Origin of the sequence: Kitasatospora sp. NPDC001309 (assembly GCF_042896295.1) — a bacterium.
Classification (GTDB): Bacteria; Actinomycetota; Actinomycetes; order Streptomycetales; family Streptomycetaceae; genus Kitasatospora.
This window is the reverse complement of the sequence record NZ_JBIAXC010000002.1, coordinates 152196-176060: the sequence shown is the minus strand read 5'-3', so window position 1 is coordinate 176060 and position 23865 is coordinate 152196. Positions and strand designations below refer to the sequence as shown.

24 protein-coding genes and 1 pseudogene are annotated in these 23865 nt (G+C 72.6%); 7 read left to right on the top strand and 18 right to left on the bottom strand.

Translation table 11 applies throughout. The features are described from left to right. Together ACFY2K_RS03035 and ACFY2K_RS03030 are read left to right on the top strand one after the other, a co-directional pair. A pseudogene (locus ACFY2K_RS03035) lies at positions 1-1640 on the top strand (hypothetical protein); the annotation flags it as partial. A 117-nt stretch (positions 1641-1757) separates the two neighbouring features. Beyond that, positions 1758-2687 carry a cellulose-binding protein gene (locus ACFY2K_RS03030; protein WP_188306039.1) on the top strand — a complete coding sequence of 310 codons (930 nt, stop codon included), beginning with the start codon at positions 1758-1760 and terminating at the stop codon, positions 2685-2687. Positions 2688-2787: 100 nt separating this feature from the next. On the opposite strand, the gene ACFY2K_RS03025 is transcribed toward ACFY2K_RS03030, so the two are convergent. Continuing rightward, on the bottom strand, positions 2788-3099 hold the full coding sequence (locus tag ACFY2K_RS03025; protein WP_380521989.1) for a hypothetical protein: 312 nt from the start codon (positions 3097-3099) through the stop codon (positions 2788-2790). Beyond that, the gene (locus ACFY2K_RS03020; RefSeq protein ID WP_387709336.1) at positions 3096-3893 is read right to left on the bottom strand and encodes an alpha/beta fold hydrolase; all 798 of its coding nucleotides are present in this window, start codon (positions 3891-3893) and stop codon (positions 3096-3098) included. Before ACFY2K_RS03020 ends, ACFY2K_RS03025 begins: the two co-directional genes overlap by 4 nt. 92 nt (positions 3894-3985) lie before the next feature. Between ACFY2K_RS03020 and ACFY2K_RS03015 the strand changes: the two genes are divergently transcribed. Both ACFY2K_RS03015 and ACFY2K_RS03010 read left to right on the top strand, forming a co-directional pair. Next, positions 3986-4990, top strand: coding sequence for an ABC transporter ATP-binding protein (locus tag ACFY2K_RS03015; RefSeq protein WP_375892948.1), 1005 nt, complete (start codon positions 3986-3988; stop codon positions 4988-4990). Between the two features lies 1 nt (position 4991). Beyond that, positions 4992-5759 carry an ABC transporter permease subunit gene (locus ACFY2K_RS03010; RefSeq protein WP_380521992.1) on the top strand — a complete coding sequence of 256 codons (768 nt, stop codon included), beginning with the start codon at positions 4992-4994 and terminating at the stop codon, positions 5757-5759. Between the two features lie 13 nt (positions 5760-5772). On the opposite strand, the gene ACFY2K_RS03005 is transcribed toward ACFY2K_RS03010, so the two are convergent. Then, positions 5773-6096, bottom strand: coding sequence for an ATP/GTP-binding protein (locus ACFY2K_RS03005; RefSeq protein ID WP_375892951.1), 324 nt, complete (start codon positions 6094-6096; stop codon positions 5773-5775). A 230-nt stretch (positions 6097-6326) separates the two neighbouring features. Here ACFY2K_RS03005 and ACFY2K_RS03000 point away from each other — a divergent pair, with 230 nt between their 5' ends. Next, positions 6327-7634 carry an LLM class flavin-dependent oxidoreductase gene (locus ACFY2K_RS03000; RefSeq protein ID WP_375892953.1) on the top strand — a complete coding sequence of 436 codons (1308 nt, stop codon included), beginning with the start codon at positions 6327-6329 and terminating at the stop codon, positions 7632-7634. 65 nt (positions 7635-7699) lie between these two features. Here the strand turns inward: ACFY2K_RS03000 and ACFY2K_RS02995 are convergent, their stop codons facing one another. After that, positions 7700-8092: an SCO5389 family protein gene (locus ACFY2K_RS02995; protein ID WP_350504362.1), complete on the bottom strand. Its 393-nt coding sequence runs from the start codon at positions 8090-8092 to the stop codon at positions 7700-7702. 481 nt (positions 8093-8573) lie between these two features. Here ACFY2K_RS02995 and nucS point away from each other — a divergent pair, with 481 nt between their 5' ends. Then, complete coding sequence (gene nucS / locus ACFY2K_RS02990; protein WP_188306031.1) at positions 8574-9233, top strand: endonuclease NucS; 660 nt, start codon at positions 8574-8576, stop codon at positions 9231-9233. 4 nt (positions 9234-9237) lie between these two features. On the opposite strand, the gene ACFY2K_RS02985 is transcribed toward nucS, so the two are convergent. From ACFY2K_RS02985 to ACFY2K_RS02965, 5 genes are all read right to left on the bottom strand, one after another. After that, positions 9238-11583, bottom strand: a complete 2346-nt coding sequence (locus ACFY2K_RS02985) for an ATP-binding protein (protein ID WP_380586793.1) — start codon at positions 11581-11583, stop codon at positions 9238-9240. 284 nt (positions 11584-11867) lie between these two features. After that, on the bottom strand, positions 11868-12185 hold the full coding sequence (locus ACFY2K_RS02980; RefSeq protein ID WP_375892956.1) for an STAS domain-containing protein: 318 nt from the start codon (positions 12183-12185) through the stop codon (positions 11868-11870). A 390-nt stretch (positions 12186-12575) separates the two neighbouring features. Continuing rightward, positions 12576-13445 (bottom strand): 3-hydroxyacyl-CoA dehydrogenase family protein, encoded by an 870-nt coding sequence (locus ACFY2K_RS02975; protein ID WP_380522000.1) that lies wholly within the window; start codon positions 13443-13445, stop codon positions 12576-12578. Between the two features lie 178 nt (positions 13446-13623). Beyond that, positions 13624-14274: a response regulator gene (locus ACFY2K_RS02970; protein WP_375892959.1), complete on the bottom strand. Its 651-nt coding sequence runs from the start codon at positions 14272-14274 to the stop codon at positions 13624-13626. Further along, on the bottom strand, positions 14271-15482 hold the full coding sequence (locus tag ACFY2K_RS02965) for a sensor histidine kinase (protein ID WP_380586791.1): 1212 nt from the start codon (positions 15480-15482) through the stop codon (positions 14271-14273). The genes ACFY2K_RS02970 and ACFY2K_RS02965 overlap by 4 nt, the downstream gene beginning before the upstream one ends. Before the next feature lie 149 nt (positions 15483-15631). Here ACFY2K_RS02965 and ACFY2K_RS02960 point away from each other — a divergent pair, with 149 nt between their 5' ends. Then, positions 15632-16237: a hypothetical protein gene (locus tag ACFY2K_RS02960; protein WP_380522005.1), complete on the top strand. Its 606-nt coding sequence runs from the start codon at positions 15632-15634 to the stop codon at positions 16235-16237. Positions 16238-16245: 8 nt separating this feature from the next. On the opposite strand, the gene ACFY2K_RS02955 is transcribed toward ACFY2K_RS02960, so the two are convergent. The 9 genes from ACFY2K_RS02955 to atpE form a co-directional block, all read right to left on the bottom strand. Continuing rightward, a complete protein-coding gene (locus ACFY2K_RS02955; RefSeq protein WP_360233640.1) occupies positions 16246-16818 on the bottom strand; it encodes a cob(I)yrinic acid a,c-diamide adenosyltransferase in 573 nt (190 codons plus the stop codon). 22 nt (positions 16819-16840) lie between these two features. Next, positions 16841-17341, bottom strand: coding sequence for a DUF2550 domain-containing protein (locus tag ACFY2K_RS02950; protein WP_030057523.1), 501 nt, complete (start codon positions 17339-17341; stop codon positions 16841-16843). Positions 17342-17491: 150 nt separating this feature from the next. Next, complete coding sequence (locus ACFY2K_RS02945) at positions 17492-17875, bottom strand: F0F1 ATP synthase subunit epsilon (RefSeq protein ID WP_375892967.1); 384 nt, start codon at positions 17873-17875, stop codon at positions 17492-17494. Positions 17876-18059: 184 nt separating this feature from the next. Then, entirely contained in the window at positions 18060-19505 is a 1446-nt protein-coding gene (gene atpD, locus ACFY2K_RS02940; RefSeq protein ID WP_375892969.1) for a F0F1 ATP synthase subunit beta, read from the bottom strand. Positions 19506-19507: 2 nt separating this feature from the next. Continuing rightward, a complete protein-coding gene (locus ACFY2K_RS02935; RefSeq protein ID WP_375892970.1) occupies positions 19508-20422 on the bottom strand; it encodes a F0F1 ATP synthase subunit gamma in 915 nt (304 codons plus the stop codon). A gap of 32 nt (positions 20423-20454) precedes the next feature. Continuing rightward, positions 20455-22029 carry a F0F1 ATP synthase subunit alpha gene (gene atpA / locus ACFY2K_RS02930; RefSeq protein ID WP_375892972.1) on the bottom strand — a complete coding sequence of 525 codons (1575 nt, stop codon included), beginning with the start codon at positions 22027-22029 and terminating at the stop codon, positions 20455-20457. 162 nt (positions 22030-22191) lie between these two features. After that, positions 22192-23007, bottom strand: coding sequence for a F0F1 ATP synthase subunit delta (locus ACFY2K_RS02925; RefSeq protein ID WP_380522011.1), 816 nt, complete (start codon positions 23005-23007; stop codon positions 22192-22194). Next, positions 23004-23564, bottom strand: coding sequence for a F0F1 ATP synthase subunit B (locus ACFY2K_RS02920; protein ID WP_375892975.1), 561 nt, complete (start codon positions 23562-23564; stop codon positions 23004-23006). The genes ACFY2K_RS02925 and ACFY2K_RS02920 overlap by 4 nt, the downstream gene beginning before the upstream one ends. Before the next feature lie 37 nt (positions 23565-23601). Next, complete coding sequence (gene atpE, locus ACFY2K_RS02915; protein WP_350504378.1) at positions 23602-23835, bottom strand: ATP synthase F0 subunit C; 234 nt, start codon at positions 23833-23835, stop codon at positions 23602-23604. Between the last annotated feature and the right edge of the window lie 30 nt (positions 23836-23865).

Sequence of the window (23865 nt, the reverse complement as noted above, 5' to 3'; positions counted from 1 at the left end):
CCGACCGCGAGACCGCCGAGCAGCGCGAGGCCGCCGACCGGTACGCCGCCGAGGTGCGCGAGCTCGCCGACCGCGAGACCGCCGAGCAGCGCGAGGCCGCCGACCGGTACGCCGCCGAGGTGCGCGAGCTCGCCGACCGCGAGACCGCCGAGCAGCGCGAGCTCGCCGACCTCGAAACGGCCGAGCTGCGCGCCCGGACCGAGGCCGAGACCACCGCCCTGCGCGAGCGGACCGAGCTGGAGCTCACCGCCGAGCGCGAGGCCGCCGAGGCCGAGCTCGGCCGGCAGCGGGCCGAGGCCCAGGCCTACGACGAGCAGCTGCGCGCCGAGGCCGACGCCGAACTGCGGGCCGCCCAGGAGGCCGCCGAGCAGCTGCGCGCCGACTCCGAGGCGCAGGCCGTCCGTACGGTCGCCGAGGCCGACGCCCAGGGCCGGCGGGCGATCGCCGACGCCGAGGAGCTGGCCGCCGGGCTGCGCGCCGAGGCCGAGGAGTACGCGCTCGCCACCCGCACCCTGGCCGACGAGTACGACGCCTCCACCCACGCCCGCGCCGACGCCTACGACGCGCAGACCCGGGAGGCCGCCGAGCAGTTCGACAAGGCCACCCGGGACCGCGCCAAGTCCGTGCTGGAGAAGGCCTTCGCCGACGCCGAGTCGCTCGGCGAGGACGCCCAGACCACCGCGCTGGCCACCACGGCCGCCGCCGAGGAGCAGGCGGACGCGATGGTCGCGGCCGCCCGCAAGGAGGCCGACCGGCTGGTCGCGGCCGGCGAGGCGGCCGGTCAGGCCGAGGTCGAGAAGGGCCGCTCCGACGCCGACGTGCTGCTCGCCGAGGCCCGCCGGGACGCCACCGCGATCCGCGAGCGCGCCGAGGAGCTGCGCGAGCGCACCGACGCCGAGGTGGAGGCGCTGCACGAGCGGGCCCGCAAGGAGAACGCGGCGGCCATGAAGTCGGCCGGCGAGCGGGTGGACGCGCTGGTGACGGCCGCCCAGGAGCAGCTGACCGAGGCCGAGGAGCAGGCGGTGGCCACCGTCGCCGAGGCCGAGGACCGCGCCGCCGCCCTGGTCGCGGCCGCCGAGGACCGGGCGTCCGAGCTCACCTCGGAGGCCTCCGCGGAGGCCAGCAAGGTCCGGCTGTCCGCCGTCCGCAAGGCCGAGGGCCTGCTCAAGGAGGCGGAGACCAAGCTCGCCAACTCCACCGACCGGGCCGAGTCGCTGATCGAGAAGTCCGAGGCGAAGCTGCGCGCGGCCGAGACGGAGGCCGAGGAGCGCCTCGACGGCGCGGCCGCCGAGGCGGAGAAGCGGCTGCGCGACGCCGACCGCACCGCGGACGAGCAGATCGAGCTGGCGAAGGCGGAGGCCGAGCGGCTGATCGCCGAGGCGAAGGCCGAGGCCGAGCGGGTCACCGGCGAGGGCCGGCGCGAGCTGGACGAACTGGTGCGCCGCCGCAAGGACATCAACACCGAGATCTCCAGGGTCCAGGACGTGCTCTCGGCGCTGGAGGCGTTCGAGGCACCGACACCGGTCGCCCAGGTCAACGGGGGAAGCAACACCAAGAAGGACGGGGGCGCCAAGGCCGGTGCCGGAGTTGGCTCCCCCCGGTCGGGTGGCAATCGTTCCAAGAACGCACCACCCGATTGAGCGGACATTGACGGTCATTGTCCGTGAGACAACGGCATTTCGCCGTCGACACTCCGGTACCGTGTCAGGATTCCCTCAACCACCTCAGCGGTTTGACGACAGGAAGCCCAGAGTCCCATGAGCGACAGTCACTCCCCTCACGGCTTCGACCTGGTACGCCGTGGGTACGAGCGCGCCCAGGTCGACGAGCGGATCACCAAGCTGGTGGCCGACCGTGACAGTGCCTTGACCCGGATCAGTGCACTGGAGAAGCGCATCGAGGAGCTCCACCTCGAAACCCAGACCGCCCAGGCGGCGGTCGCCGAGCAGGAGCCCTCCTACGCCGGTCTCGGCGCCCGGGTCGAGAAGATCCTGCGGCTCGCCGAGGAGGAGGCCAAGGACCTGCGCGACGAGGCGCACCGCGCTTCCGAGCAGCACCGCGAGCTGGCCGAGGCCGCCGCCCAGCAGGTCCGCACCGAGGCCGAGAACTACGCCAAGGACCGCAAGGCCAAGGCGGAGGACGAGGGGCTGCGGATCGTCGACAAGGCGAAGAGCGACTCCGCCCAGCTGCGCGCCGAGGCCAACAAGGACGCCCAGAACAAGCGTGAGGAGGCGGACGCCCTCTTCGAGGAGACCCGCACCAAGGCCGCCCAGGCCGCGCTGGAGTTCGAGACGAACCTGGCCAAGCGCCGCGAGCAGTCCGAGCGCGACCTGGCCGCCCGTCAGGCCAAGGCCGAGAAGCGCCTGGCCGAGATCGAGCACCGGGCCGAGCAGCTGCGCCTGGAGGCCGAGAAGCTGCGCACCGACGCCGAGCGCCGGGCCCGCCAGACCGTCGAGACGGCCCAGCGCCAGTCCGAGGACATCGTGGCGGACGCCAACGCCAAGGCGGACCGCATCCGCAGCGAATCGGAGCGCGAGCTGGCGGCGCTGACCAACCGTCGCGACAGCATCAACGCCCAGCTGACCAACGTCCGCGAGATGCTGGCGACGCTGACCGGCGCGGCCGTGGCCGCCGCCTCGCTGCCGAACGACGACACCATGGGCGTGCCCGCCCAGCAGTCGCGCTGACGCAGTCGCCGGCACAGCCGCCGACCCGGTCGTACGACAGGCCCTCACCCGCCCGGGTGAGGGCCTGTCGCGCGTGCGGCTGTCACCACCTCGGGGGCATTTACCGGGGGTAGGCCCCGTCCGGCCGCTGGTACCCGCTGCTGAGCTGGTTGCCCTCGTCGTCCGACACGGTGCCGTACCAGGAGGTGCACCAGACCGACACCGAGTCGGGCCAGTACTGCACCTCGAAGGGGTGCCCGGACCCGTAGTCGCCGTACGAGGTGACGATGAAGGTCTCGCCGGGGCGCAACCAGTAGTCCTCGCCCAGCGGCTCCAGGGTCAGCTCCACCAGCCCCTCGCCGCGGTTGGTCACCGGCATCCGGCCGGTGACCTCCAGCGCGGAGAAGTCCCAGCCCTGCTCGTCCGGGCTCATCCGGCGGCCGCCCGGGCGAGCAGCCGGCGCGCGGCCGCGTCGAACGCGCCCGGGGACTCCAGGGCGCTCAGGTGGCCCACCCCGGGGACGACGGTCAGCTCGGCGTCCGGGCGGGCCCGGTGCATCAGTTCGGCCTCCTCGGGCGCCACCAGGGCGTCCAGGGCGCCCGCGAGGAACGTCACCGGCACCCGGAGCCCGGCCAGCACCTCCAGGGAGTCAGGACGGGCCGCCATGGCCCGCTGGGCCCAGGCGACGGAGGCGGGCGGCGCGGCGGCCACCATCGCCTGCACCCGCTCCACCAGGTGCTGGGAGTCGGGCCCGAGCTGCCCGGCCGCGACCCGCTCGTCCAGCAGCAGCTGGACGCTGCCCCGGGCGGTCACGGCGGCGGCGATCCGCTCCCGGTCGGCCCGGGTGGCGTCCCGGTCCGCGGTGGCGCGGGTGTTGGCCAGCAGCAGGCCGGACAGCCGGTCCGGGTGGCGGCGGGCGAAGGCGAGCGCCACGTAGCCGCCCATGGAGAGCCCGCCGACCACCGCGCGGTCGATCCCGGCCGCGTCCAGCAGCAGCGCCAGGTCGTCGGCGACGAGGTCCAGCGAGGGTTCGTCGGCGCCCAGCCCGGTCCCGCCGAAACCCCGCTGGTCGGGGGCGAGCACCCGGGCCTCGTCCCCGGTCAGTCCGGGCAGCGCGTCCAGCTGGGCGGACCACATCGAGGCGTTCAACGGAAAGGCGTGCAGCAGCACGAGGGGTGTTCCGGTACCGCTCTCGCGGACGGACACTGCGGAGGGGAGCTGACTCATGCAGCCACCGTATTGCGGCACGCCCGACGGGCCCACTCAGCGGGCCGCGATATCCGCTTTGTCCTAGCCTGCCAGAGAGCAAGGGAGCGCCAATGATCGAGTTGCACGACCTGACGAAACGTTACGGCAAGACGCTCGCGGTGGACCGGCTCAGCTTCTCGGTCCCGCAGGGAGTGGTCACCGGCTTCCTCGGCCCCAACGGCGCGGGCAAGTCCACCACCATGCGCATGATCCTCGACCTGGACCGCCCCACCAGCGGCCGGGTCACCCTCGACGGCAAGCGCTACGGGCAACTCAGCGAGCCGCTCAAGTACATCGGCGCCCTGCTGGAGGCCAAGGCCGTCCACCCCGGCCGCACCGCCCGCGACCACCTGCTCTGGCTCGCCCAGAGCAACCGGATCCCGGCCGGCCGGGTGGACGAGGTGCTCGCCCTGGTCGGCCTCACCCCGGTCGCCCGCAAACGCGCCCGCGGCTTCTCCCTCGGCATGGGCCAGCGCCTGGGCATCGCCTCCGCCCTGCTCGGCGACCCGGAGATCGTCATGTTCGACGAGCCGGTCAACGGCCTCGACCCGGAGGGCATCCTCTGGATCCGCAACCTGATGAAGCGCCTGGCCGGCGAGGGCCGGACCGTCTTCGTCTCCTCCCACCTGATGAGCGAGATGGCCGTCACCGCCGACCACCTGGTGGTCATCGGCAGGGGCCGGCTGCTCGCCGACCTGCCGATGCCGGAGTTCATCCGGCGCAACTCCCGCTCCGCCGTCCGGCTGCGCACCCCGCAGCCCGAGCGCCTGCTCGACGTCCTGGCCGGGGCCGGACTGCGGCACGAACCGGGCCCCGACGGCTCCTACGAGGTGGTCGACGGCGACATCGCCCGGCTCGGCGAACTGGTCTCCGCGCACGGCGTGGTGCTGCACGAACTCAGCCCCCAGCAGGCCTCGTTGGAGGAGGCGTTCATGCAGATGACGGCGGACTCGGTGGAGTACCACGCGGGCGACGGCCCCGGCCGGGACGCCGCCGGCGCGCCCGGCACCTGGGGCGCGGGCTGGCAGACGGACGGCGCGGCGCCGACCGCGGCGGCGCAGCAGGAGGAGAACTGAGATGACGTCCTTCCCGGCGATCCTGCGCTCCGAGTGGACGAAGATCCGCAGCGTCCGCTCCACCGTCTGGACCCTCGCGCTGGCCTTCGTGGTCACCGTCGGCATCGGCGCGCTGCTGTCCCTGCTCACCAACAACAACTTCACCGAGTTCAGACGCCACGAGGAGACCCCGTTCGACGCCACCGGCACGGCCTTCTCCGGCATCATGCTCGGCGAGCTGGCCATCATCGTCTTCGGGGTGCTGGCGATCGGCAACGAGTACAGCAGCGGCATGATCCGGGTCACCCTGGCCGCCGTCCCCCAGCGCGGCACCCTGCTGGCCGGGAAGGCGACGGTGCTGGGCGGGCTGGCCCTGGCGGTCTCGCTGGTGACCGCCTTCGTCACCTTCTTCGTCGGCCAGGCGCTGCTCGGCCCGCACTCCACCGCCCTGGGCGAGCCGAACGTGCTGCGCGCGGTGCTCGGCGCCGCGCTCTACCTGACGATGCTCTGCCTGTTCTCGGCCGGCGTCACCGCCATGCTGCACAACCAGACGCTCGCCCTGGGCGTGCTGGTGCCGTTCTTCTTCCTGCTCTCGCCGATCCTCTCGGCGGTGCCGAAGGTCAAGACCCTGGCCCACTACTTCCCCGACTACGCCGGCTCGCGGATGCTGCTGGTGTACGAGCAGAACGGCCAGCCGTACGGGCCGTGGGCGGGCTTCACGATCTGCCTGGCCTGGACCGCGGCCGCGCTGGTCGGCGGCGCGCTGGTGCTCAAGAACCGGGACGCGTGACGGCCCGGCGGACTCAGTGGCGCGGAGCGCCGCGGCCCCGCAGCACGTTGGAGGCCCGGCGCTCCCGCGCTCCCCAGCACGCCCGGTGCCAGTGCCGCCGGTCGTCCACCCCGGCGCCGTGCATCGGCCAGGCCACCACGTGGCCCACCCCGGGCGGGATCTCCTGGTCGCAGCCCGGGCAGCGGTAGAACCGTCCCGACGTCCCGGCGACCGTCTGCACCACCCAGTCGTCACCCTGGTAGTTCTCGGTGCGGCGCAACGATCCGCCCAGCGGGGCGGCGGCCGGTTCGGCGTTCTCGCGGTCGGCGGCGCTGTTGATCCGGTTGCGGCGGGGCACGGCGGACTGCCTCTCTTCCGGGGGCTCGAAGTCGCTCCAGCCTACGGGTGTCAAACCCTTTTATTGGCCCCTATCACGGCTTCGGCCGACCCGTCCGGGGTTTTTGCCGAGATCCACCCGATCATCGGGGAAATTCGGGGTTCCGCGTGCCATTGGCACATGACATCGGATACCCACGAGTGGACAGGCGGGGCCCGCAGACCCTGCGTGCACCCGAGGAGGCCCCCAGGATGACCAAGACCAGCCCGCGCGCCGAGACCCGCCGACCCGTCGGCGTGCGCCCACCCGCCCCGGGTCCGGCGCTCACCTGCGTACCGCCGCTGGCCGTCACCGGCGAACCGCTGACCGCCGCCCAGCGCACCGGCGCACTGCCGCCCGACACCGCCCCGGTACGGGTCGGCGCGTTCCTGCTGTCCGCGCAGTTCCCCGGGCAGAGCCACGGCGAGGTGCTGGAGCGCACCGTCCGGGCCACCGTCGAGGCGGAACGCGCGGGCCTGGACAGCGTCTGGCTGGCCGAGCACCACTTCGTCCCGTACGGGGTCTGCCCGGACGCCGCCACCCTCGCCGCGCTGCTGCTCGGCCGCACCCGCCGGATCGGCATCGGCACCGCCGTCAGCGTGCTCTCCACCAGCCACCCGGTGGCGCTCGGCGAGCAGGCCGCGCTGCTGCACCTCACCTCCGGCGGGCGCTTCACGCTCGGGGTGGGCCGCGGCGGGCCGTGGATCGACCTGGACGTGTTCGGCAGCGGCGTGGACGCCTTCGAGAACGGCTTCCCGGAGCGGCTGGACCTGCTGCTGCGCTGGCTGCGCGGCTCCCGGGTCGGCGCGGACGGACCGCAGTTCTCCTTCCCCGAGGTCGCGGTGGTGCCGCGGGCCACCGAGCCGGTGCGCCGGCCGGGCCTGGGCAGCTGGCTCGGCCTGGACGAGCCGACCGGCCCGGTGCGCTTCCCCCGCCAGCGCCAGGACGCCGACGGCCTCGCCGAGGAACGCGACCGCACCGGACGGCCGGTGGCCGGCCCGCCGGTGGTGGTCGCCTGCACCTCCCCGGGCGGGGTGCGGCTGGCCGCCGAGCGCGGCCTGCCGATGCTGCTCGGCATGCACTCCGGCGACGAGGACAAGGTGCGGATGCTGGAGCTCTACCGCACCGCCTGGCTGGCCGCCGGGCGCGGCGAGGAGCAGCTCCGCCGGGTGACCCGCCAGCACGTCGCGGCGGGCGTGGCCCAGGTGGACGACCGCACCTCGGCCGCCCGGGCCACCCTGCTGAACGCGATGCCCGGCTGGTTCGAGTACGGGCTCGGCGCCCACCGCACCGTGGACGGCCGCGAACGCAAGATGCGCGACCCGCACCAGTACACCGAACTGCTCTGCGACCTGCACGCGGTGGGCACCCCGAAGCAGTGCGCCGACCGGCTGCTGGCCACCGCCGAGCGCACCGGCATCCGCCGCTTCGCCCTGCTCGCGGAGGGCAGCGGCGACCGCGAGGCGACCCTGCACAACATCGCCCGGCTCGGCTCCGAGGTGCTGCCGCAGCTGGGCTGACCGCCGGCCCGGACCGCCGCCCCTCCCCCCGCACCGGGGGACGGGGGCGGCCGGCTCCGGCCGGATCAGCAGTCCCGCAGCTCCTCGGACTGGTTGAGCAGCTGCTCCCGGACGGAGGTGAAGCGGTCGTACCGCGCCTCGTTGGCCTCCGACGGCACGAACACCGCCACCCGGTGACAGTTCTGGAAGGCCAGCCGGACACCGAAGTGGCGCTGCAGGGCGCCCCGGATGGCATCGCTGGCCAGGGCGCGCAGCAGCTGGCCGCGGGCCTGCTCGCTGGGCGGCGGCACCTGGTTGTCGGCGAAGTCGGTACCGTCGACCTTCGCCTGGGCGACCAGCGAGCTGATCAGGTCCCAGGCGTACGGCAGCGAGACGCGGACGCAGTCGACGAATTCCCGCTCGTCGACCTCGCCCCGCTCGGCCTTTTCCAGCAGGGCCGGTGAGACGTCGAGCGACATGGATTCTCCTCTCGCGGTCCACCCGCGCGGCGCCCGGGTGGTCATGCGTAGTCCAAGCTCACAGTGAGGGTGGGCGAAATCGCAGGAGGTGTCCGGAACACCGTCGGACCGGGGTTTCCGGCACCTGTTGCGAAGGCGGCGGCGCCACGGGACGTGACGTCCTGAACACCGACCGCGTCAGAACAGCGTGGCAGTCAACGGCGGAGCAGGCCGGTCGTTCCTGCGGATTGCTCCGGAAATACGCCGTGGTGCACCAGATTGGCCTGATCCCGTCGGATCGTTCATCTGAAGTCTCCGTCCCCGTTGACAGCGACCCCGCATCCGTAGCGTCACACACCGTAGCGACCCCGGGGGGCGTACGCCAGAGCGCGGCGAGCGGCGGCGGGTCCGCCGAACCTCCATGTTCGCGGGGTTCGCGCTTTCTTCACCCGGTCGTCTCGGAATCGCATCAACTGGCCCCGGTGGGCTAGCGTGGTCGACCGTGCGTCTCGTAATTGCCCGCTGCTCAGTCGACTATGCCGGTCGGCTCTCCGCCCATCTGCCCTCCGCCACCAGGCTCATCCTGGTCAAGGCCGACGGCAGCGTCAGCATCCACGCCGACGACCGCGCCTACAAGCCGCTCAACTGGATGTCCCCGCCGTGCGCCCTCAAGGAGGCCGACGGGGTCTGGACGGTGGTGAACAAGGCCGGCGAGAAGCTCATCATCACGCTGGAGGAGGTGTTGCACGACTCCTCCCACGAACTCGGGGTGGACCCCGGCCTGATCAAGGACGGCGTCGAGGCGCACCTCCAGGAGCTGCTCGCCGACCGGATGGAGGTGCTCGGCAGCGGCTGGTCGCTGATCCGCCGCGAGTACCCGACCGCGATCGGCCCGGTCGACATCCTCTGCCGCGACGCCGACGGCGCCACCGTCGCCGTCGAGATCAAGCGGCGCGGCGAGATCGACGGCGTCGAACAGCTCACCCGCTACCTCGAACTCCTCAACCGGGACCCGCTGTTGGCCCCGGTCAAGGGCGTCTTCGCCGCACAGGAGATCAAGCCCCAGGCCCGCGTCCTGGCCACCGACCGGGGCATCGGCTGCGTGGTGCTGGACTACGACGAGCTGCGCGGCATCGACGACGACAAGCTCAAGCTGTTCTGACCGGTCACGGGGACTTCGTCCCCGTCGGGGACGGGGTGGCCGGACCGGTCGGCACGGCCGGGGTCGTCGCGGGTGCGGTCGGCGTCGCCGAGCCGGTCGGCTGGCTCGGCGACGGCGAGTTGCCGCTCCCGCCACCGGTGCCGCCGCCGGTCTGACCACCGCCGCCGTTGCCCCCGCCGTTGCCGCCCCCGCCCGACCCGCCGGGCTTCTGCCCCGGCGGCTGCTCCGACGGCTGCGGCTGTCCCGGGCCGGGCTGCTGCGACTGCTGCGGGGCCGCCGACCCGGTGGCCCCCGGCGAGGCGCTCGACCGCTTCGACGGCGTGGCGCTCGGCGCGTGCGAGGCACTGCCGCTCGCCGAGGGCTCCGTACCGGCCGCCGTCCCCGCCGGGGCACCCGGCTCGGTGCCGCCCGTCCCGGCCGTGCCCGGGGAGGCGTCGGGGGACGGCGCCGGCACCGGCGCGTTGCCGGTGTCCCCGACCTGGTCCAGCTGAGCGTGCGGGTCCTTCCCCTGGTGCTCCTCGGGCCCGGCGAGGCTCATCGCCACCGCCGTGCCGAGCACCCCGAAGGTGAGCAGGGCCGCGGAGGCCACCACCACCTTGCGCCGCCGCCCGGCCCGGGCCCGGGCCTTGAGGCCGGCCGGCACCCGGGCGGCGATCTTCCGGATCACCGGTCCGCGGCCCGACGCCGCCGGGGTCGCGGCGGCCGGCAGCTGACGGCCGTCGGCGCGCAGCAGGTCGATCATCCGGCCCGCGGCGGCCACCCCGCGCGGCTCCCCCGCGGTGGCCCGCAGGGTCAGGGCGGTCTCCAGTTCGGCGATCGCCCGGGAGGGCTGCCGCAGGCAGATCGCGAGCACGCCCGCCTCGTGGTGGAACCAGGCCTGGTCGACCGTCGAACCGGTCCGCCGGGCCGCCTCCAGGCCGAGCTGGAGGACCCGCTCCCAGGCGCCCCAGCGCAGCGCCAGCGCCAGTGCGGGGGCGGCGGCCCGGGCCAGTCGGACGACCGCCTCGTGCCGCCCCGCCGTCCGGTCCGCGAGCAGCACGCCGATCAGCACCTCGGCCTCGGCGGCGATCTGCGCCAGCGACACCGAGCTGTGCCCGACCCACCAGGCGAAGTGCTGGGCGGCGCCGTCCACGCAGCCGCGGGCCGGCCAGTGCGGGGCGAGCAGGTCGAGCGCCCCGGCGGTCAGCCGGTGGTGCCCGCCGATGGACACCGCGAGCCCGGCGTCGGCGAGTTCGGCCAGCGCGCTCTCGCCCTGGCCGACGTCGATCAGCGCGGGCAGGTGCGGCGCGGTGGGGCACTCGCCGCCGAGCGCGACGGCCAGCCGCAGCACGGCCTGCGCGGCCTCGCCGAGCCCTTCGGCGAGCCGGACGGCGGGCGAGGCGGTCTCGGCGACCGAGGGCAGCGGCACGGTGCGCCGCAGCGCGTTCTCCCGGATCGCCGGGTCGGGGTCGTGGGCGGGCTCCTCGACCGCGCCGAAGACGTCCCGCCGGTCCTCCTCGGCGGCGACCAGCGCGTCCACCGAGACGTCCCGCTGGCGCAGCAGCGCGGCGGCCTGGACGAAGCGCAGCGGCAGGCCCTCGGACTCGAACCAGAGGTCGACCGCCCAGGCCTTCTCGGCCACGTCCAGCGGCCGCCCGGCGAGCCGGGCGGTGAGGGCCAGACAGGCGGGCCGGGAGAGGCCGGGGACGAGGTGGTCGCGCAGCCGGGAGTCGGCGGGCAGCACCGGGCCGCCGGGGGCGACCGAGATCAGGAAGGCGCAACCGGGGGCGGCGGCGAGCAGCTCCTCCAGGTCGTCCCCGGCGGGCTCGGCCTCGTCGATCACGACGACCGCGCCGACCCCGGCGAGGTGGGCGGCCAGTTGGCCCGGGTCGGGGCGGTAGCCGGGGGCGTGGTGGGTGGCCGCGAAGAGGTCCTGGAGCAGGTCGGCGGCGGTGCGGCGGTGGCCGCAGAGCTGGACGACGCCGCCGGGGGCGAGGTCGGCGGCGGCCGCGGCGACGGCCGACAGCAGGGTGCTGCGGCCCGAGCCGGCCTGGCCGACCAGGCGTATCGAGCGGCCCTCGGCGAGCAGGCCGAGGAGTTCGGCGATGTCGGCCTCGCGGTCGAGCAGCGGCAGGTCGGTGGGGCCGGCGCCGAGGGCGAGCGGGCCGACCGCCCGGCCGACGCCGCCGACCGGGCCGCGGGCGGGCTCGCTGCGTTCGATCCGGCGCGGGCGGGGCCGCCACTCCTCCGGACAGGGCCGGGCCTCGGAGCCGTCCGGGGCGCCGACGCCGACCAGCAGGCCGCCGGAGACCAGTTCGCCGCCGCGGGTGCGGGCGGCCTCCTGCCGGAACTCCCCGGATGGCTGTGCCACGTTCTGCTCCGCATCGTGTTCGGCCGCCGGCGCCCCGCGCCGGCCGGCACACGTCTCGGTCGCGGCCGCGGGCGGGCTGTGGGCAGCCGGCCCCGGGCGGCCGTCATCTGACGGGCAGACTCTCGCACATCCAGGCCCGGCCGTGCAGTGCGGTCCCGGTGCGGGGAAGGTGAAGGCCGGAGGCGCCGGTCGGGCCCGGCCCGGTCAGGAGGGCGGCCCGAGGGGCGCGCGAACGGGCGTGCGGCATGTTCCGCGAGCCGCTCCGTACGCCCCCGGAACGGGCGTCAGGAGGCCTGGACCTCGGGGATCCCGCCGTCGACGGCGAGGATGCGGTGCAACTTGGTGGCCACCAGCAGCCGCTGGAGCTGGGCGGGGACGGCCCGCAGCACGAGCCGGCGGCCGATCCGGCCGGCCCGCCGGTGGGTGCCCATGATCACGCCGAGGCCGGTGGCGTCCCAGAACTCCAGCCGGCCGAGGTCGAGCACGAGGTCGCCGAGGCCGCCGTCCACGGCCTGGTGCAGCCGGGCCCGCGCGTCGGCGGCGGTGCGCACGTCGAGGCGGCCTTCGATGGCCAGCGCCGTGTGGTCGCCGGTGATGCGCATGCTCTCCTCCTTCGCCTGGGTGGTCTGGTGCGGGGCGGGTCCGGCCCCGGCCGGGACGGACCGGGAGGCGGGACGGCCCCTGGATCGGAGTGGGAGGGCCCGGGCGGAACGCCTGCGACGGCTCGGCTCGCGCCCGGCCCCGGTCGGAGTGCCGGGTTCCCTCATCTGACGGTGGAGCAGCGCCGCAGGTTGCTGGTTTCCGCCCTGATCTGAAGCAACTTCACTCGTCCGAGGGAATATACGCAGGAACTCTCCACACCTACGCTCGATTACCGCCCAAATCACCCGTCTGCGGCACCGGGCGTGAGGAAACTCACCCGGCCCGGTACGGCGGGCCGTACGATGCCCCGATCGCACGGCCCACCAGGGCGTTCGCTCAGTCCCGCGGGCTCACTTGCCCTCGTACGGGTAGAAGCCGCGGCCGCTCTTGCGGCCGAGGTCACCGGCCGTGACCATGCGGGCCATGATCTCCGGGGCGGCGAACTTCTCGTCCTTGGTCTCGGTGTAGATGTTGTGGGCGGCGTGCAGCAGGATGTCGACGCCGGTCAGGTCGGCGGTCTGCAGCGGGCCCATCGCGTGGCCGAAGCCGAGGCGGCAGGCGGTGTCGATGTCCTCGGCGGTGGCGACGCCCGACTCGTACAGCTTGGCGGCCTCGACGACCAGCGCGGTGATCAGGCGGGTGGTGATGAAGCCCGCCACGTCGCGGTTGACCACCACGACGTCCTTGCCGACGCCCTCGGCGTACGCGCGGGCGGCGGCCAGCGTCTCGTCGCTGGTCTTGTAGCCGCGGACCAGCTCGACCAGCTTCATCATCGGGACGGGCGAGAAGAAGTGGACGCCGACGACCGACTCCGGCCGCCGGGTGACGGCGGCGATCCGGGTGATCGGGATGGCGGAGGTGTTGGAGGCGAGGACGGCGCCGTCCTTGGCGAGCTTGTCCAACTCGCGGAAGACGCCCTCCTTGACCTCCAGGTTCTCGAACACGGCCTCGACCACGATGTCGGCCTCGGCGACGGCGCCCAGGTCGGTGGTGGTGGTGATCCGGCCCAGCGCGGCCTCGGCGTCCTCGGCGCTCAACTTGCCCTTCGAGACGAACTTCTCGTACGAGGCGCGGATGCCGGCCAGGCCCCGCTGCAGCGCCTCCTCGGTCACGTCCCGCAGCACCACCGGGTGGCCGGCCTGCGCGGACACCTGGGCGATGCCGGCGCCCATCAGGCCGGCACCGATCACGGCGATCTGCTTGCTGGACGCATTGCTCATGGCTGGGTCTCCCGACGCCGTCGCCGCCCTGCGGGCGGGCCCTGAAGGCGGCTCAGGGCAGGGGTCGCCGCCAAGGAGCCGCATTGCTCTGGCGGGGACTCTAATGCCCAGATCGCCCGTGCCATAGCAATCGGGAGTGTGATCTGCAACCGACCTGGTCACCCGACCAGGATGGTCGTCAGATGGTCAGACCGAGGTCCTGGGCGAGGATCGCCGCCTGCACCCGGCTGCGCAGCCCCAGCTTCGCCAGGATCCGGCTGACGTGGGTCTTGGTGGTCGCCTCCGCCATCTCCAGCCGGAGCGCGATCTCCCCGTTGGACATCCCCGCCCCGAGACAGGCCAGCACCTCCCGCTCACGCGCGGTCAGGCCCGTCACCGCCGTCCGGGCCTCCGGTCCGACCGGCCGCCCGGGGCGGGCGAAGGTGCCGATCAGCCGCCTGGTCACCGAGGGCGCGAGCATGCCGTCCCCGCGCGCCACCGTGCGGATCCCCTCGACCAGGGTGTCCGCCTCCAGGTCCTTGAGCAGGAAGCCCGCCGCGCCGGCCCGCAGCGCGCCGTAGACGTACTCGTCCAGGTCGAAGGTGGTCAGCACCAGCACCTGGGCCGCGCCGGCGTCCACCACCTGGCGGGTCGCCGAGACGCCGTCCAGCCGGGGCATCTGCACGTCCATCAGCACCACGTCGGGGCGCAGCTCCAGGGCCAGCCGGACGGCCTCCTGCCCGTCGGCGGCCTGCCCGACCACCTCGAACCCGGGCTCGGCCCGCAGGATCATCACCAGCGCCGCCCGCACCGCCGCCTGGTCCTCGGCCACCAGTACCCGGATCGTCATGCCCGCCCCCCGCTCTCCCGGCCGCGCGGCAGCTCCGCACGCACCCTCCAGTACCCGTCCCGCGGCCCGGCCTCGAAGCTGCCGCCGAGCAGCGCGGCCCGCTCCGACATCCCCACCAGCCCGGCCCGGGCGCCGGGCAGTTCGCGGCCCGGCCCGCCGCGGTACGGGCTGTCGACCGCGATCCGCAGCGCGTCCGGGCCGAACTCCAGCCGCAGTGCGACCAGTCCGGGCCCGGCGTGCTTGAGCGCGTTGGTCAGCGACTCCTGCACGATCCGGTAGGCGGCCAGCCCGACCGGCACCGGGAGGTCGCCGCGCTCGCCGCTCTCGGTCAGCTCGAAGTCCAGTCCGACGTCCTGCCCGGCGGCCCGGGCCCCCTCCAGCAGGGCGTCCACCGCGGCGAGGTCGGGGGCCGCGTACGACTCGTCGGCCTCTCCCCCGCCGCTGTCCCGGAGCAGCCCGATCATGCGGCGCATTTCGGCCAACCCCTGGACGCTGTTCTCCCGGATCACCGCCAGCACCTCGACCAGCGGATCGCCCTCCGGCAATCGCCGCCGCCGGGCGGCCGACTGGGCGCCGGTGGCGTGGATCGCGATCGCCGACAGGTGGTTGGCCACCACGTCGTGCAACTCCCGCGCCATCCGGGCGCGTTCGGCGACGACCGCCTCGCGCCGGTCCATCTCCGAGAGCAGCGCGGTCTGTTCGGCCCGCAGCCGCTCGTTCTCCGCCTGCTCCCGGTGCTTGCGCACCAGGTCCCCGGTCCACACCGGCGCCAGGAACACCAGCGAGGCGACCACCACGACCAGCAGCCCGGCCGAGGTCCCGGCGACGTACCAGACCAGGCTGGAGAGCACCAGCACGGTCGCGCCGCCGGTCAGGTGCAGCACCCGCGACATCCGGCCGGTGCCGTAGAGCACCGCCGCGTACAGCAGGTCGGTGTACATGATCGTGGTCGCCAGCAGGCTGCCGGCGACCAGGCTTCCCGCGAAGGCCAGCCCGCCCAGCGACACCGCCAGCACCGGCCGGGTCCGCCGGACCAGTTCCAGCCCCGCCATCACGAGCAGCGGGGCCGTGACGGCCCACAGCGGCAGCCGGTCCGCCCGGTCGTAGACCTTGAAGGCGATCAGCACCGCGCCGCCGAGCAGCCCGCTCAGGGCGATCAGCCGGTCCATCCGGCGCGGGGCGAGGGAGGGTACGAGCACGCCCCCCATCTCACCATCCCCGGCGGCCCGCCCGGCTCCGGTGCGCGGAGGAGGCCGCTACATCGAAAGGTGCAGGCCCGGACGGCACCGGGCGACGACGACAACAGCGCGCCCGCGCACGAGGCTGGGGACACCGTCGGAACGACCGGGAGCAGAAAGTGATCGTCACCCTCATCGTCGCGGCCGAGATCTCCTGGTGGATCGTGCTCGGCCTCGCCCTCTCCGCCCGCTACCTGCTGCGGATGCGCCGCACCAGCACCGTGCTGCTGATCGGCCTGCCGGTGGTGGACCTCGCCCTGTACGCCCTCACCGTGCTGAACCTGCGCGGCGGCGCGCAGGCGGGCTGGACGCACGCCCTGGCCGCGAGCTACGCCGGCTTCTCGGTCGGCTACGGCCCCTCGCTGGTCGCCTGGGCCGACCGGCACTTCCTGCACCGCTTCGCCGGCGGCCCCGCGCCGCTGCCCTCGCCCACGTACGGCCCGGAGCGGACGGCGCACGAGTGGCGGATCGCCCGCCGGACGGTCGTCTCCGCCGTGATCACCCTGGCCCTGATCAGCCTGCTCGTCCCGCTGTCGGCCGGATCCGCCCACTTCGGCACCTTCGCCCAGTGGTACTGGAAGCTGGGCATCGCGGCCGTGGTCAACGTGGTCGTGGCCGGCTGCTTCTCGCTCTGGCCCAAGGAGGCGCCGGCGGGCGTCACCGTGGTGGACGGCCGGGTGGTCGAGCGGCCCGCCCCGGAGAAGGCGTCCCAGGACGCCTCCTAGGGCAGGCCCTAGCGGTTCTCCCCCGGCACCCAGAGCACGTCGCCGCGCTCCTTGTTGGCCACCCGGGCCAGGATGAACAGCAGGTCGGACAGCCGGTTGAGGTACTTCGCGGTCAGCGGGTTGACGGAGTCCCCGTAGGCGTCGATCGCCGCCCAGGTCGAGCGCTCGGCCCGCCGCACGACCGTGCAGGCCAGGTGCAGGTGGGCGGCGCCGGGGGTGCCGCCGGGGAGGATGAAGCTGCGCAGCTTCTCCACCTGCTCCAGGTAGTGGTCGCAGTCCCCCTCCAGCCGGTCGACGTAGGACTGCAGCACCCGCAGCGGCGGGTACTTCGGGTCCTCGACCACGGGCGTGGAGAGGTCGGCGCCGACGTCGAACAGGTCGTTCTGGACCCGGACGAGCACGGCCGCGACGTCCTCGGGCAGTGCGCCGACCGCGAGGGCCACCCCGATCGCCGCGTTCGCCTCGTTGGCGTCGGCGTACGCCATCAGCCGCGGGTCGGTCTTGGTGGTCCGGCTCATGTCGCCGAGCGCGGTGCTGCCGTCGTCCCCGGTACGGGTGTAGATGCGCGTCAGATTGACCATGCGGCCAGCCTAGCCGGGCACGTTAGGCGACGTTAACCCTTTGCCCGGGGGGAGCCGCCTCCAGCCAGGCCAGGAAGCCGGTGAGCGCGTCCTCGCTCATCGCCAGCTCCAGCGGCGCCCCGTTGTGCAGGCAGCGCAGCACCACCGAGCCGGAGAGCAGCGCCAGCTCCTCCTGGCCCTCCGGGTAGCGCCGGCCGAGGACCTCGATCTCCCGGCGGGGCAGGACCTTGCGCGGGCGGGGGGCGTACGAGAAGACCCGGAACCACTCGATCGAGTCGCCGCTGTATCGGCCGATACCAAAAACCCACCCCTTGCCGTCGGTCGGTGGGACCGGGGCGGAGGTGGGCTTGCCGTTCTCGTCGAGGTCGGGCTGCGTCGAGGCGTCGGCGGGCATTTTGAGCCGGTAACTGCAGTCGAACGTGCCGCCGACCCGCTGGATCAGGCGGCGGCGTACGGCGAAGGCCATCAGGCCGATCACTCCCAGCGCCACGACCGCCGCACACACCACAAGCGCGAGGACCATGCTCACCTACCTCCTCGCTACCCGCGTTCCCCGTTTCACGGCCGTCCCGGACGGCCGCGCTGACCTACCAACTACGACGACAGTCCCGGGGTCACGCTCGCGCGTCCCCGGGACCGTCGGTCGACCCCGCCAAGTCGGGGTCCGGCACACTCAGGCGTGGGCCTTGAGGCCGCGCGCCGCGAACAGCCGGACCTCGGCGCGACGCTCGGCGTGCGCGTCCAGGTCGGACTTGGCCTCCTCCAGCGCGCGCTCGGCACGCGCGACATCGATCTCGTCCGCCAGCTCGGCGATCTCCGCGAGCAGAGACAGCTTGTTGTCGGCGAAGGAGATGAAGCCGCCGTGCACCGCGGCGATGACGGTGCCGCCGTCCACCGTGCGGATGGTGACCGGACCGGTCTCCAGCACGCTCAGCACCGGGGTGTGGCCCGGCATGATGCCGGTGTCACCGGAGGCCGTACGGGCGACGACGATGGTGGCCGCACCGGACCACACCTTGCGGTCGGCTGCGACCAGCTCGACGTGCAGCTCAGCCAACGTGGGCTCCTAGGCTCATGCAACCCCCGATTACTCGGGAGTTTCGGTAAGAATAACGGCCCCGCGCCTCCGGCATGAAACCGGCGGCACGGATTTGACCGGAATCACAGCCGATGTGCCGCGAGGGGTGGTCCCCAGGCTCGGGGGCCACCCCTCACGGTCACTCAGCTGCTACCGGCCGCGATTACTTCTTCGCCAGCTCGGCGGCGTTCTTCTCGAGGTCCTCGATGCCACCGCACATGAAGAAGGCCTGCTCCGGAACGGAGTCGTACTTGCCGTCGGCGATCGAGTTGAAGGCCTCGATGGTCTCCGACAGCGGCACGGTCGAACCCTCGACACCGGTGAACTGCTTCGCCACGTAGGTGTTCTGCGAGAGGAAGCGCTCGATGCGACGGGCACGGTGGACCGTGATCTTGTCCTCTTCGGACAGCTCGTCCATACCGAGGATGGCGATGATGTCCTGGAGGTCCTTGTACTTCTGCAGGATCCCCTTGATACGGACGGCCGTCTCGTAGTGGGTCGCCGTGATGTACCGCGGGTCGAGGATGCGGGACGTGGAGTCCAGCGGGTCGACGGCCGGGTAGATGCCCTTCTCCGAGATCGGGCGCGACAGAACGGTCGTCGCGTCCAGGTGGGCGAAGGTGGTGGCCGGGGCCGGGTCGGTCAGGTCGTCCGCGGGGACGTAGATCGCCTGCATCGAGGTGATCGAGTGACCGCGGGTCGAGGTGATGCGCTCCTGGAGGAGGCCCATCTCGTCGGCCAGGTTCGGCTGGTAGCCCACCGCGGAGGGCATGCGGCCGAGCAGGGTCGACACCTCGGAACCGGCCTGGGTGAACCGGAAGATGTTGTCGATGAAGAGGAGCACGTCCTGCTTCTCGACGTCACGGAAGTACTCCGCCATGGTCAGCGCGGAGAGCGCGACGCGCAGACGGGTGCCCGGCGGCTCGTCCATCTGGCCGAAGACCAGCGCGGTCTTGTCCAGGACGCCCGAGTCGACCATCTCGTCGATGAGGTCGTTGCCCTCACGGGTGCGCTCGCCGACGCCGGCGAACACCGACACACCACCGAAGTTCTCGGCGACGCGGTAGATCATCTCCTGGATCAGAACGGTCTTGCCGACACCGGCACCACCGAACAGACCGATCTTGCCACCCGTGACGTACGGGGTGAGCAGGTCGATGACCTTGATGCCGGTCTCGAACATCTCGGTCTTGGACTCGAGGTCCTTGAACTCGGGGGCCTTGCGGTGGATCGGCCAGCGGACCTCGACCTGCTTGTCGAACTCCGCCTTGTCGACGTTCAGCACGTCACCGAGGGCGTTGAACACCTTGCCCTTGGTGATCTGGCCGACCGGCACCGAGATGGCGGAGCCGGTGTCGGTGACCTGCGAACCGCGGACCAGGCCGTCGGTCGGCTGCATCGAGATGCCGCGGATCAGGCCGTCGCCGAGGTGCTGGGCGACCTCGAGGGTGAGGGTCTTCTTGCCCGAGCCGTCGGGGTTGTCCACCTCGACGTGCAGGGCGTTGAACATGTCCGGAATCGCGTCGACGGGGAACTCCACGTCGACGACCGGGCCGATGACCCGCGCGACGCGGCCCGTCGCCGTGGTCGGCTCAACAGTGGTGGTCATACTCATTCGCTCCCGCGGCTAGCGTCGGCGAGGGCGTTGGCGCCGCCGACGATCTCGCTGATTTCCTGGGTGATCTCGGCCTGACGGGCCGAGTTGGCAAGCCGCGTGAGCGACTTGATGAGCTCGCCGGCATTGTCCGTCGCGCTCTTCATCGCGCGGCGGCGGGCGGCGTGCTCGGAAGCGGCCGACTGCAGCAGCGCGTTGTAGATCCGGCTCTCGACGTACCGCGGCAGCAGCGCGTCGAGCACGCCCTCCGCCGACGGTTCGAAGTCGTACAGCGGGAAGATCTCCGACTTGGCCGGCGTCTGGTCGCTGAGCTGGACCTCGTCCAGCTTCAGCGGCAGCAGCCGCGCCGCGACCGCGTCCTGCGTCAGCATGGACACGAACTCGGTCGAGACCACGTGGAGTTCGTCCACGCCGCCGGTCTCGGCCGTGAAGGCCTCGATCAGCTCGGCCGCCACCGTCTTCGCGTCGCCGTAGGTCGGCTTGTCCGAGAAGCCCGTCCACGAGTTCCCCACCGCCAGGTTGCGGAAGGTGTAGTACGACAGACCCTTCCGACCGACGATGTAGGTCACGACGTCCTTGCCCTCGCCGCGCAGGCGCTCGGAGAGCGTCAGCGAGGCCTTGATGGCGTTGGACGAGTAACCGCCGGCCAGGCCGCGGTCCGCCGTGATCAGCAGGACCGCCGCGCGGGTGGCGTTCGGGTTCTCGGTGGTGAGCGGGTGCTTGGCGTTGGACCGGGTGGCCACCGCCGTCACCGCCCGGGTGAGCTCATCGGCGTACGGAGCGGAGGCCGCCACCGCGCGCTGCGCCTTGCCGATGCGCGCCGCGGAGATCATCTCCATCGCCTTGGTGATCTTCTTCGTCGCGGTGACAGAGCGGATCCGGCGCTTGTAGACCCGAAGCTGTGCTCCCATGGGTCGTTACGTCCTTTCCCTCGCTACCGGACTCAGGCCTGCTCGGAGAGCAGCTTGCCGTCGGCGGTCTGGTACCCCTGCTTGAACGACTCGATCGCGCCGGTCAGGGCGTCGACGGTGCCGTCGGCCAGCAGGCCGGTCTCGACGATGCCGGCGAGCAGGTCCTTGTGCTGCAGGCGGACGAAGTCGAGGAACTCGCGCTCGAAGCGGCGGATCTCCGCAACCGGGACGTCGTCCAGCTTGCCGGTGGTGCCGGCCCAGATGGAGACGACCTGCTCCTCGACCGGGAACGGCTGGTACTGGCCCTGCTTGAGCAGCTCGACCATGCGCGCACCGCGCTCCAGCTGGGCCTTGGAGGCCGCGTCCAGGTCGGAGCCGAAGCCGGCGAAGGCCTCCAGCTCACGGTACTGGGCGAGGTCCAGGCGCAGACGGCCGGCGACCGAGCGCATGGCCTTGATCTGGGCGGAGCCACCGACGCGGGAGACCGAGATACCGACGTTCACGGCCGGGCGGATGCCGGCGTTGAACAGGTCGGACTCCAGGAAGCACTGGCCGTCGGTGATGGAGATGACGTTGGTCGGGATGTACGCCGAGACGTCGTTGGCCTTGGTCTCGATGATCGGCAGACCGGTCATCGAGCCGCCGCCGAGGGCGTCGTTCAGCTTCGCGCAGCGCTCCAGCAGGCGGGAGTGCAGGTAGAAGACGTCACCCGGGTAGGCCTCGCGCCCCGGCGGGCGGCGCAGCAGCAGGGAGACGGAACGGTAGGCCTCGGCCTGCTTCGACAGGTCGTCGAAGATGATCAGGACGTGCTTGCCGTCGTACATCCACTCCTGGCCGATGGCCGAACCGGTGTACGGCGCCAGGTACTTGAAGCCGGCCGGGTCGGACGCGGGAGCGGCCACGATGGTGGTGTACTCCAGCGCGCCGGCCTCCTCCAGGGCGCCGCGGACGGACGCGATGGTGGAGCCCTTCTGGCCCACGGCGACGTAGATGCAGCGGACCTGCTTCTCCGGGTCGCCCGAGCGCCAGTTGTCGCGCTGGTTGATGATCGTGTCGACGGCCACCGCGGTCTTGCCGGTCTGGCGGTCACCGATGATCAGCTGACGCTGGCCACGGCCGATCGGGGTCATCGCGTCGATGGCCTTGATACCGGTCTGCAGCGGCTGCTTGACCGACTTGCGGGCCATGACGCCGGGGGCCTGCAGCTCAAGGGCGCGACGGCCGCTGGCGGCGATCTCGCCGAGGCCGTCGATCGGGTTGCCCAGCGGGTCCACGACGCGGCCGAGGTAGCCGTCGCCGACCGGAACCGAGAGGACCTCGCCGGTGCGGCGCACGGTCTGGCCCTCTTCGATACCGCCGAACTCACCGAGGACGACGACACCGATCTCGCGGGTGTCGAGGTTCAGCGCGAGGCCGAGCGTGCCGTCCTCGAACTTCAGCAGCTCGTTCGCCATGACCGAGGGCAGGCCCTCGACATGCGCGATGCCGTCCGCCGCGTCAGTGACCGTGCCGACCTCTTCCACAGAAGCGGCGTCCGGCTGGTACGACTGGACAAAGTCGGCCAGCGCGTCCCGGATCTCCTCCGGACGGATCGTAAGCTCCGCCATCAGGCTTCCCTGCTCTCCTAGTTTGCGATCCTCGGCCCGCCGTTGAGGGCCGGCCGCAAGTACTCGACTCTCGGCCGGGTCGTATGAACCGGCCGTACGTTTTGCCGACTCCTTGGGGAGCCGGTTTCCCGACCGAGGGTCGGATGTGCTGCTCGGTCCTGCTCAGCCTTCGAGCGACTGGCGAGCGCCTTCGAGGCGGCTCGACACGGTGCCGTCGATGATCTCGTCGCCGATCTGCACCCGGACACCACCGACGACCTCGGGGTCGACGTCGATGTTCAGGTGGACCTGGCGGCCGTACATCCGGCCCAGAGCACCGCTGAGACGCTCCTTCTGGGTGTCCGACAGCGGCACCGCGCTGGTGACCAGGGCCACCATGCGGCCGCGGCGCGCGGAGGCGAGCTTCGAGTAGGACTCGAGGCCCTGCTCCAGGCTACGACCACGCGGCGCGTTGACGAGGGCGGTGACCAGCCGCACGGTGCCCGCGTTGGCGCGGCCGCCGAGCAGCTTGTTGATCAGCGCGGTCTTCGCGACGGCGCCGGCCTTCGGCTCGGTGAGCGCGGCGCGCAGCTCGTGCGAGCCGCTCACCACCCGGCCGAAGCGGAACAGCTCGTCCTCGACGTCGTCCAGGGTGCCGGCCTTGTCCGCGGCGATGACCTCGGCGTAGGCGGCGAGCTCCTCGGTCGCGTCCACCAGGTCACGCGCACCCGACCAGCGGGACCGGACCAGGCCGGAGACCAGGTCGACGGTCTCGCCCGAGACCTGACCGGTCAGCAGCGAGGTGACCAGCTGGGCCTTGTCCTGACCCGACCGGGACGGGTCGGTCAGGACGCGGCGCAGCGACACCTCGCGGTCCAGCACGACCGTGACGGCGGCGAGCTCCTCGGCCAGCTTGGCCGCGTCCACCGAGGTGGAGTCGGTCAGGCTGTCCAGGTTCTTCCGGCCGGCGGCGAGCGCCTCGCGGCTGGCGCCGATCACTTGGCCGCGCCCTGAGCCACGGTGGCCTTGGCCTCGAGCTCGTTCAGGAAGCGGTCGATCACGCCGCTCTGCCGGGCGTTGTCCTCGAGGGACTCGCCGACGATGCGGGAAGCCAGCTGGGTGGCCAGCGAACCCACGTCCTGACGCAGGGCGGCAGTCGCCTGCTTCTTGTCGGCCTCGATCTGGGCGTGGCCGGCGGCGACGATGGCCTCGCGCTGACGCTGGCCCTCCTCGCGCATCTCGGTGAGCTGGGCGGCGCCCTGCTCGCGAGCCTGCTCGACGATGCGGGCGGCCTCGTGGCGCGCCTCGGCGAGCTCGGCGCGGTACTGCTCAAGCAGGGCCTGGGCCTCGGCCTGAGCGGCCTCGGCACGCTCCATGCCGCCTTCGATGGCGTCCCGACGCTCCGACAGCACCTTCTCGATGCTGGGGAGGAGCTTCTTGCCGAGCAGACCGAAGACGATGAAGAAGCAGAGCAGGCCGATGATGACCTCGGGCCACGCGGGAAGCAGGGGGTTCATCTTCTCCCCCTCCTCCGCGAGGTTAGCCACGAAACTCATATCTGGACCTTCCTCGAAAGGGTCTAACGGCGGGGAATTACTTGCCGGCGCCGAAGACGAACGGCATGACGATGCCGATGAGGGCGAGCGCCTCGGTCAGCGCGAAGCCGATGAACATGTTGGAGCGGATCAGGCCGGCAGCCTCGGGCTGACGGGCCATGGCCTGGACACCGTTACCGAAGATGAGACCAACACCGATGCCGGGGCCGATCGCGGCGAGGCCGTAACCGATCGAGGCGACGGAACCGTAGACCTCAGCGAGGTTCTGCATTTCAGCTTGTCCTTTGCGGGGTGGTGGACC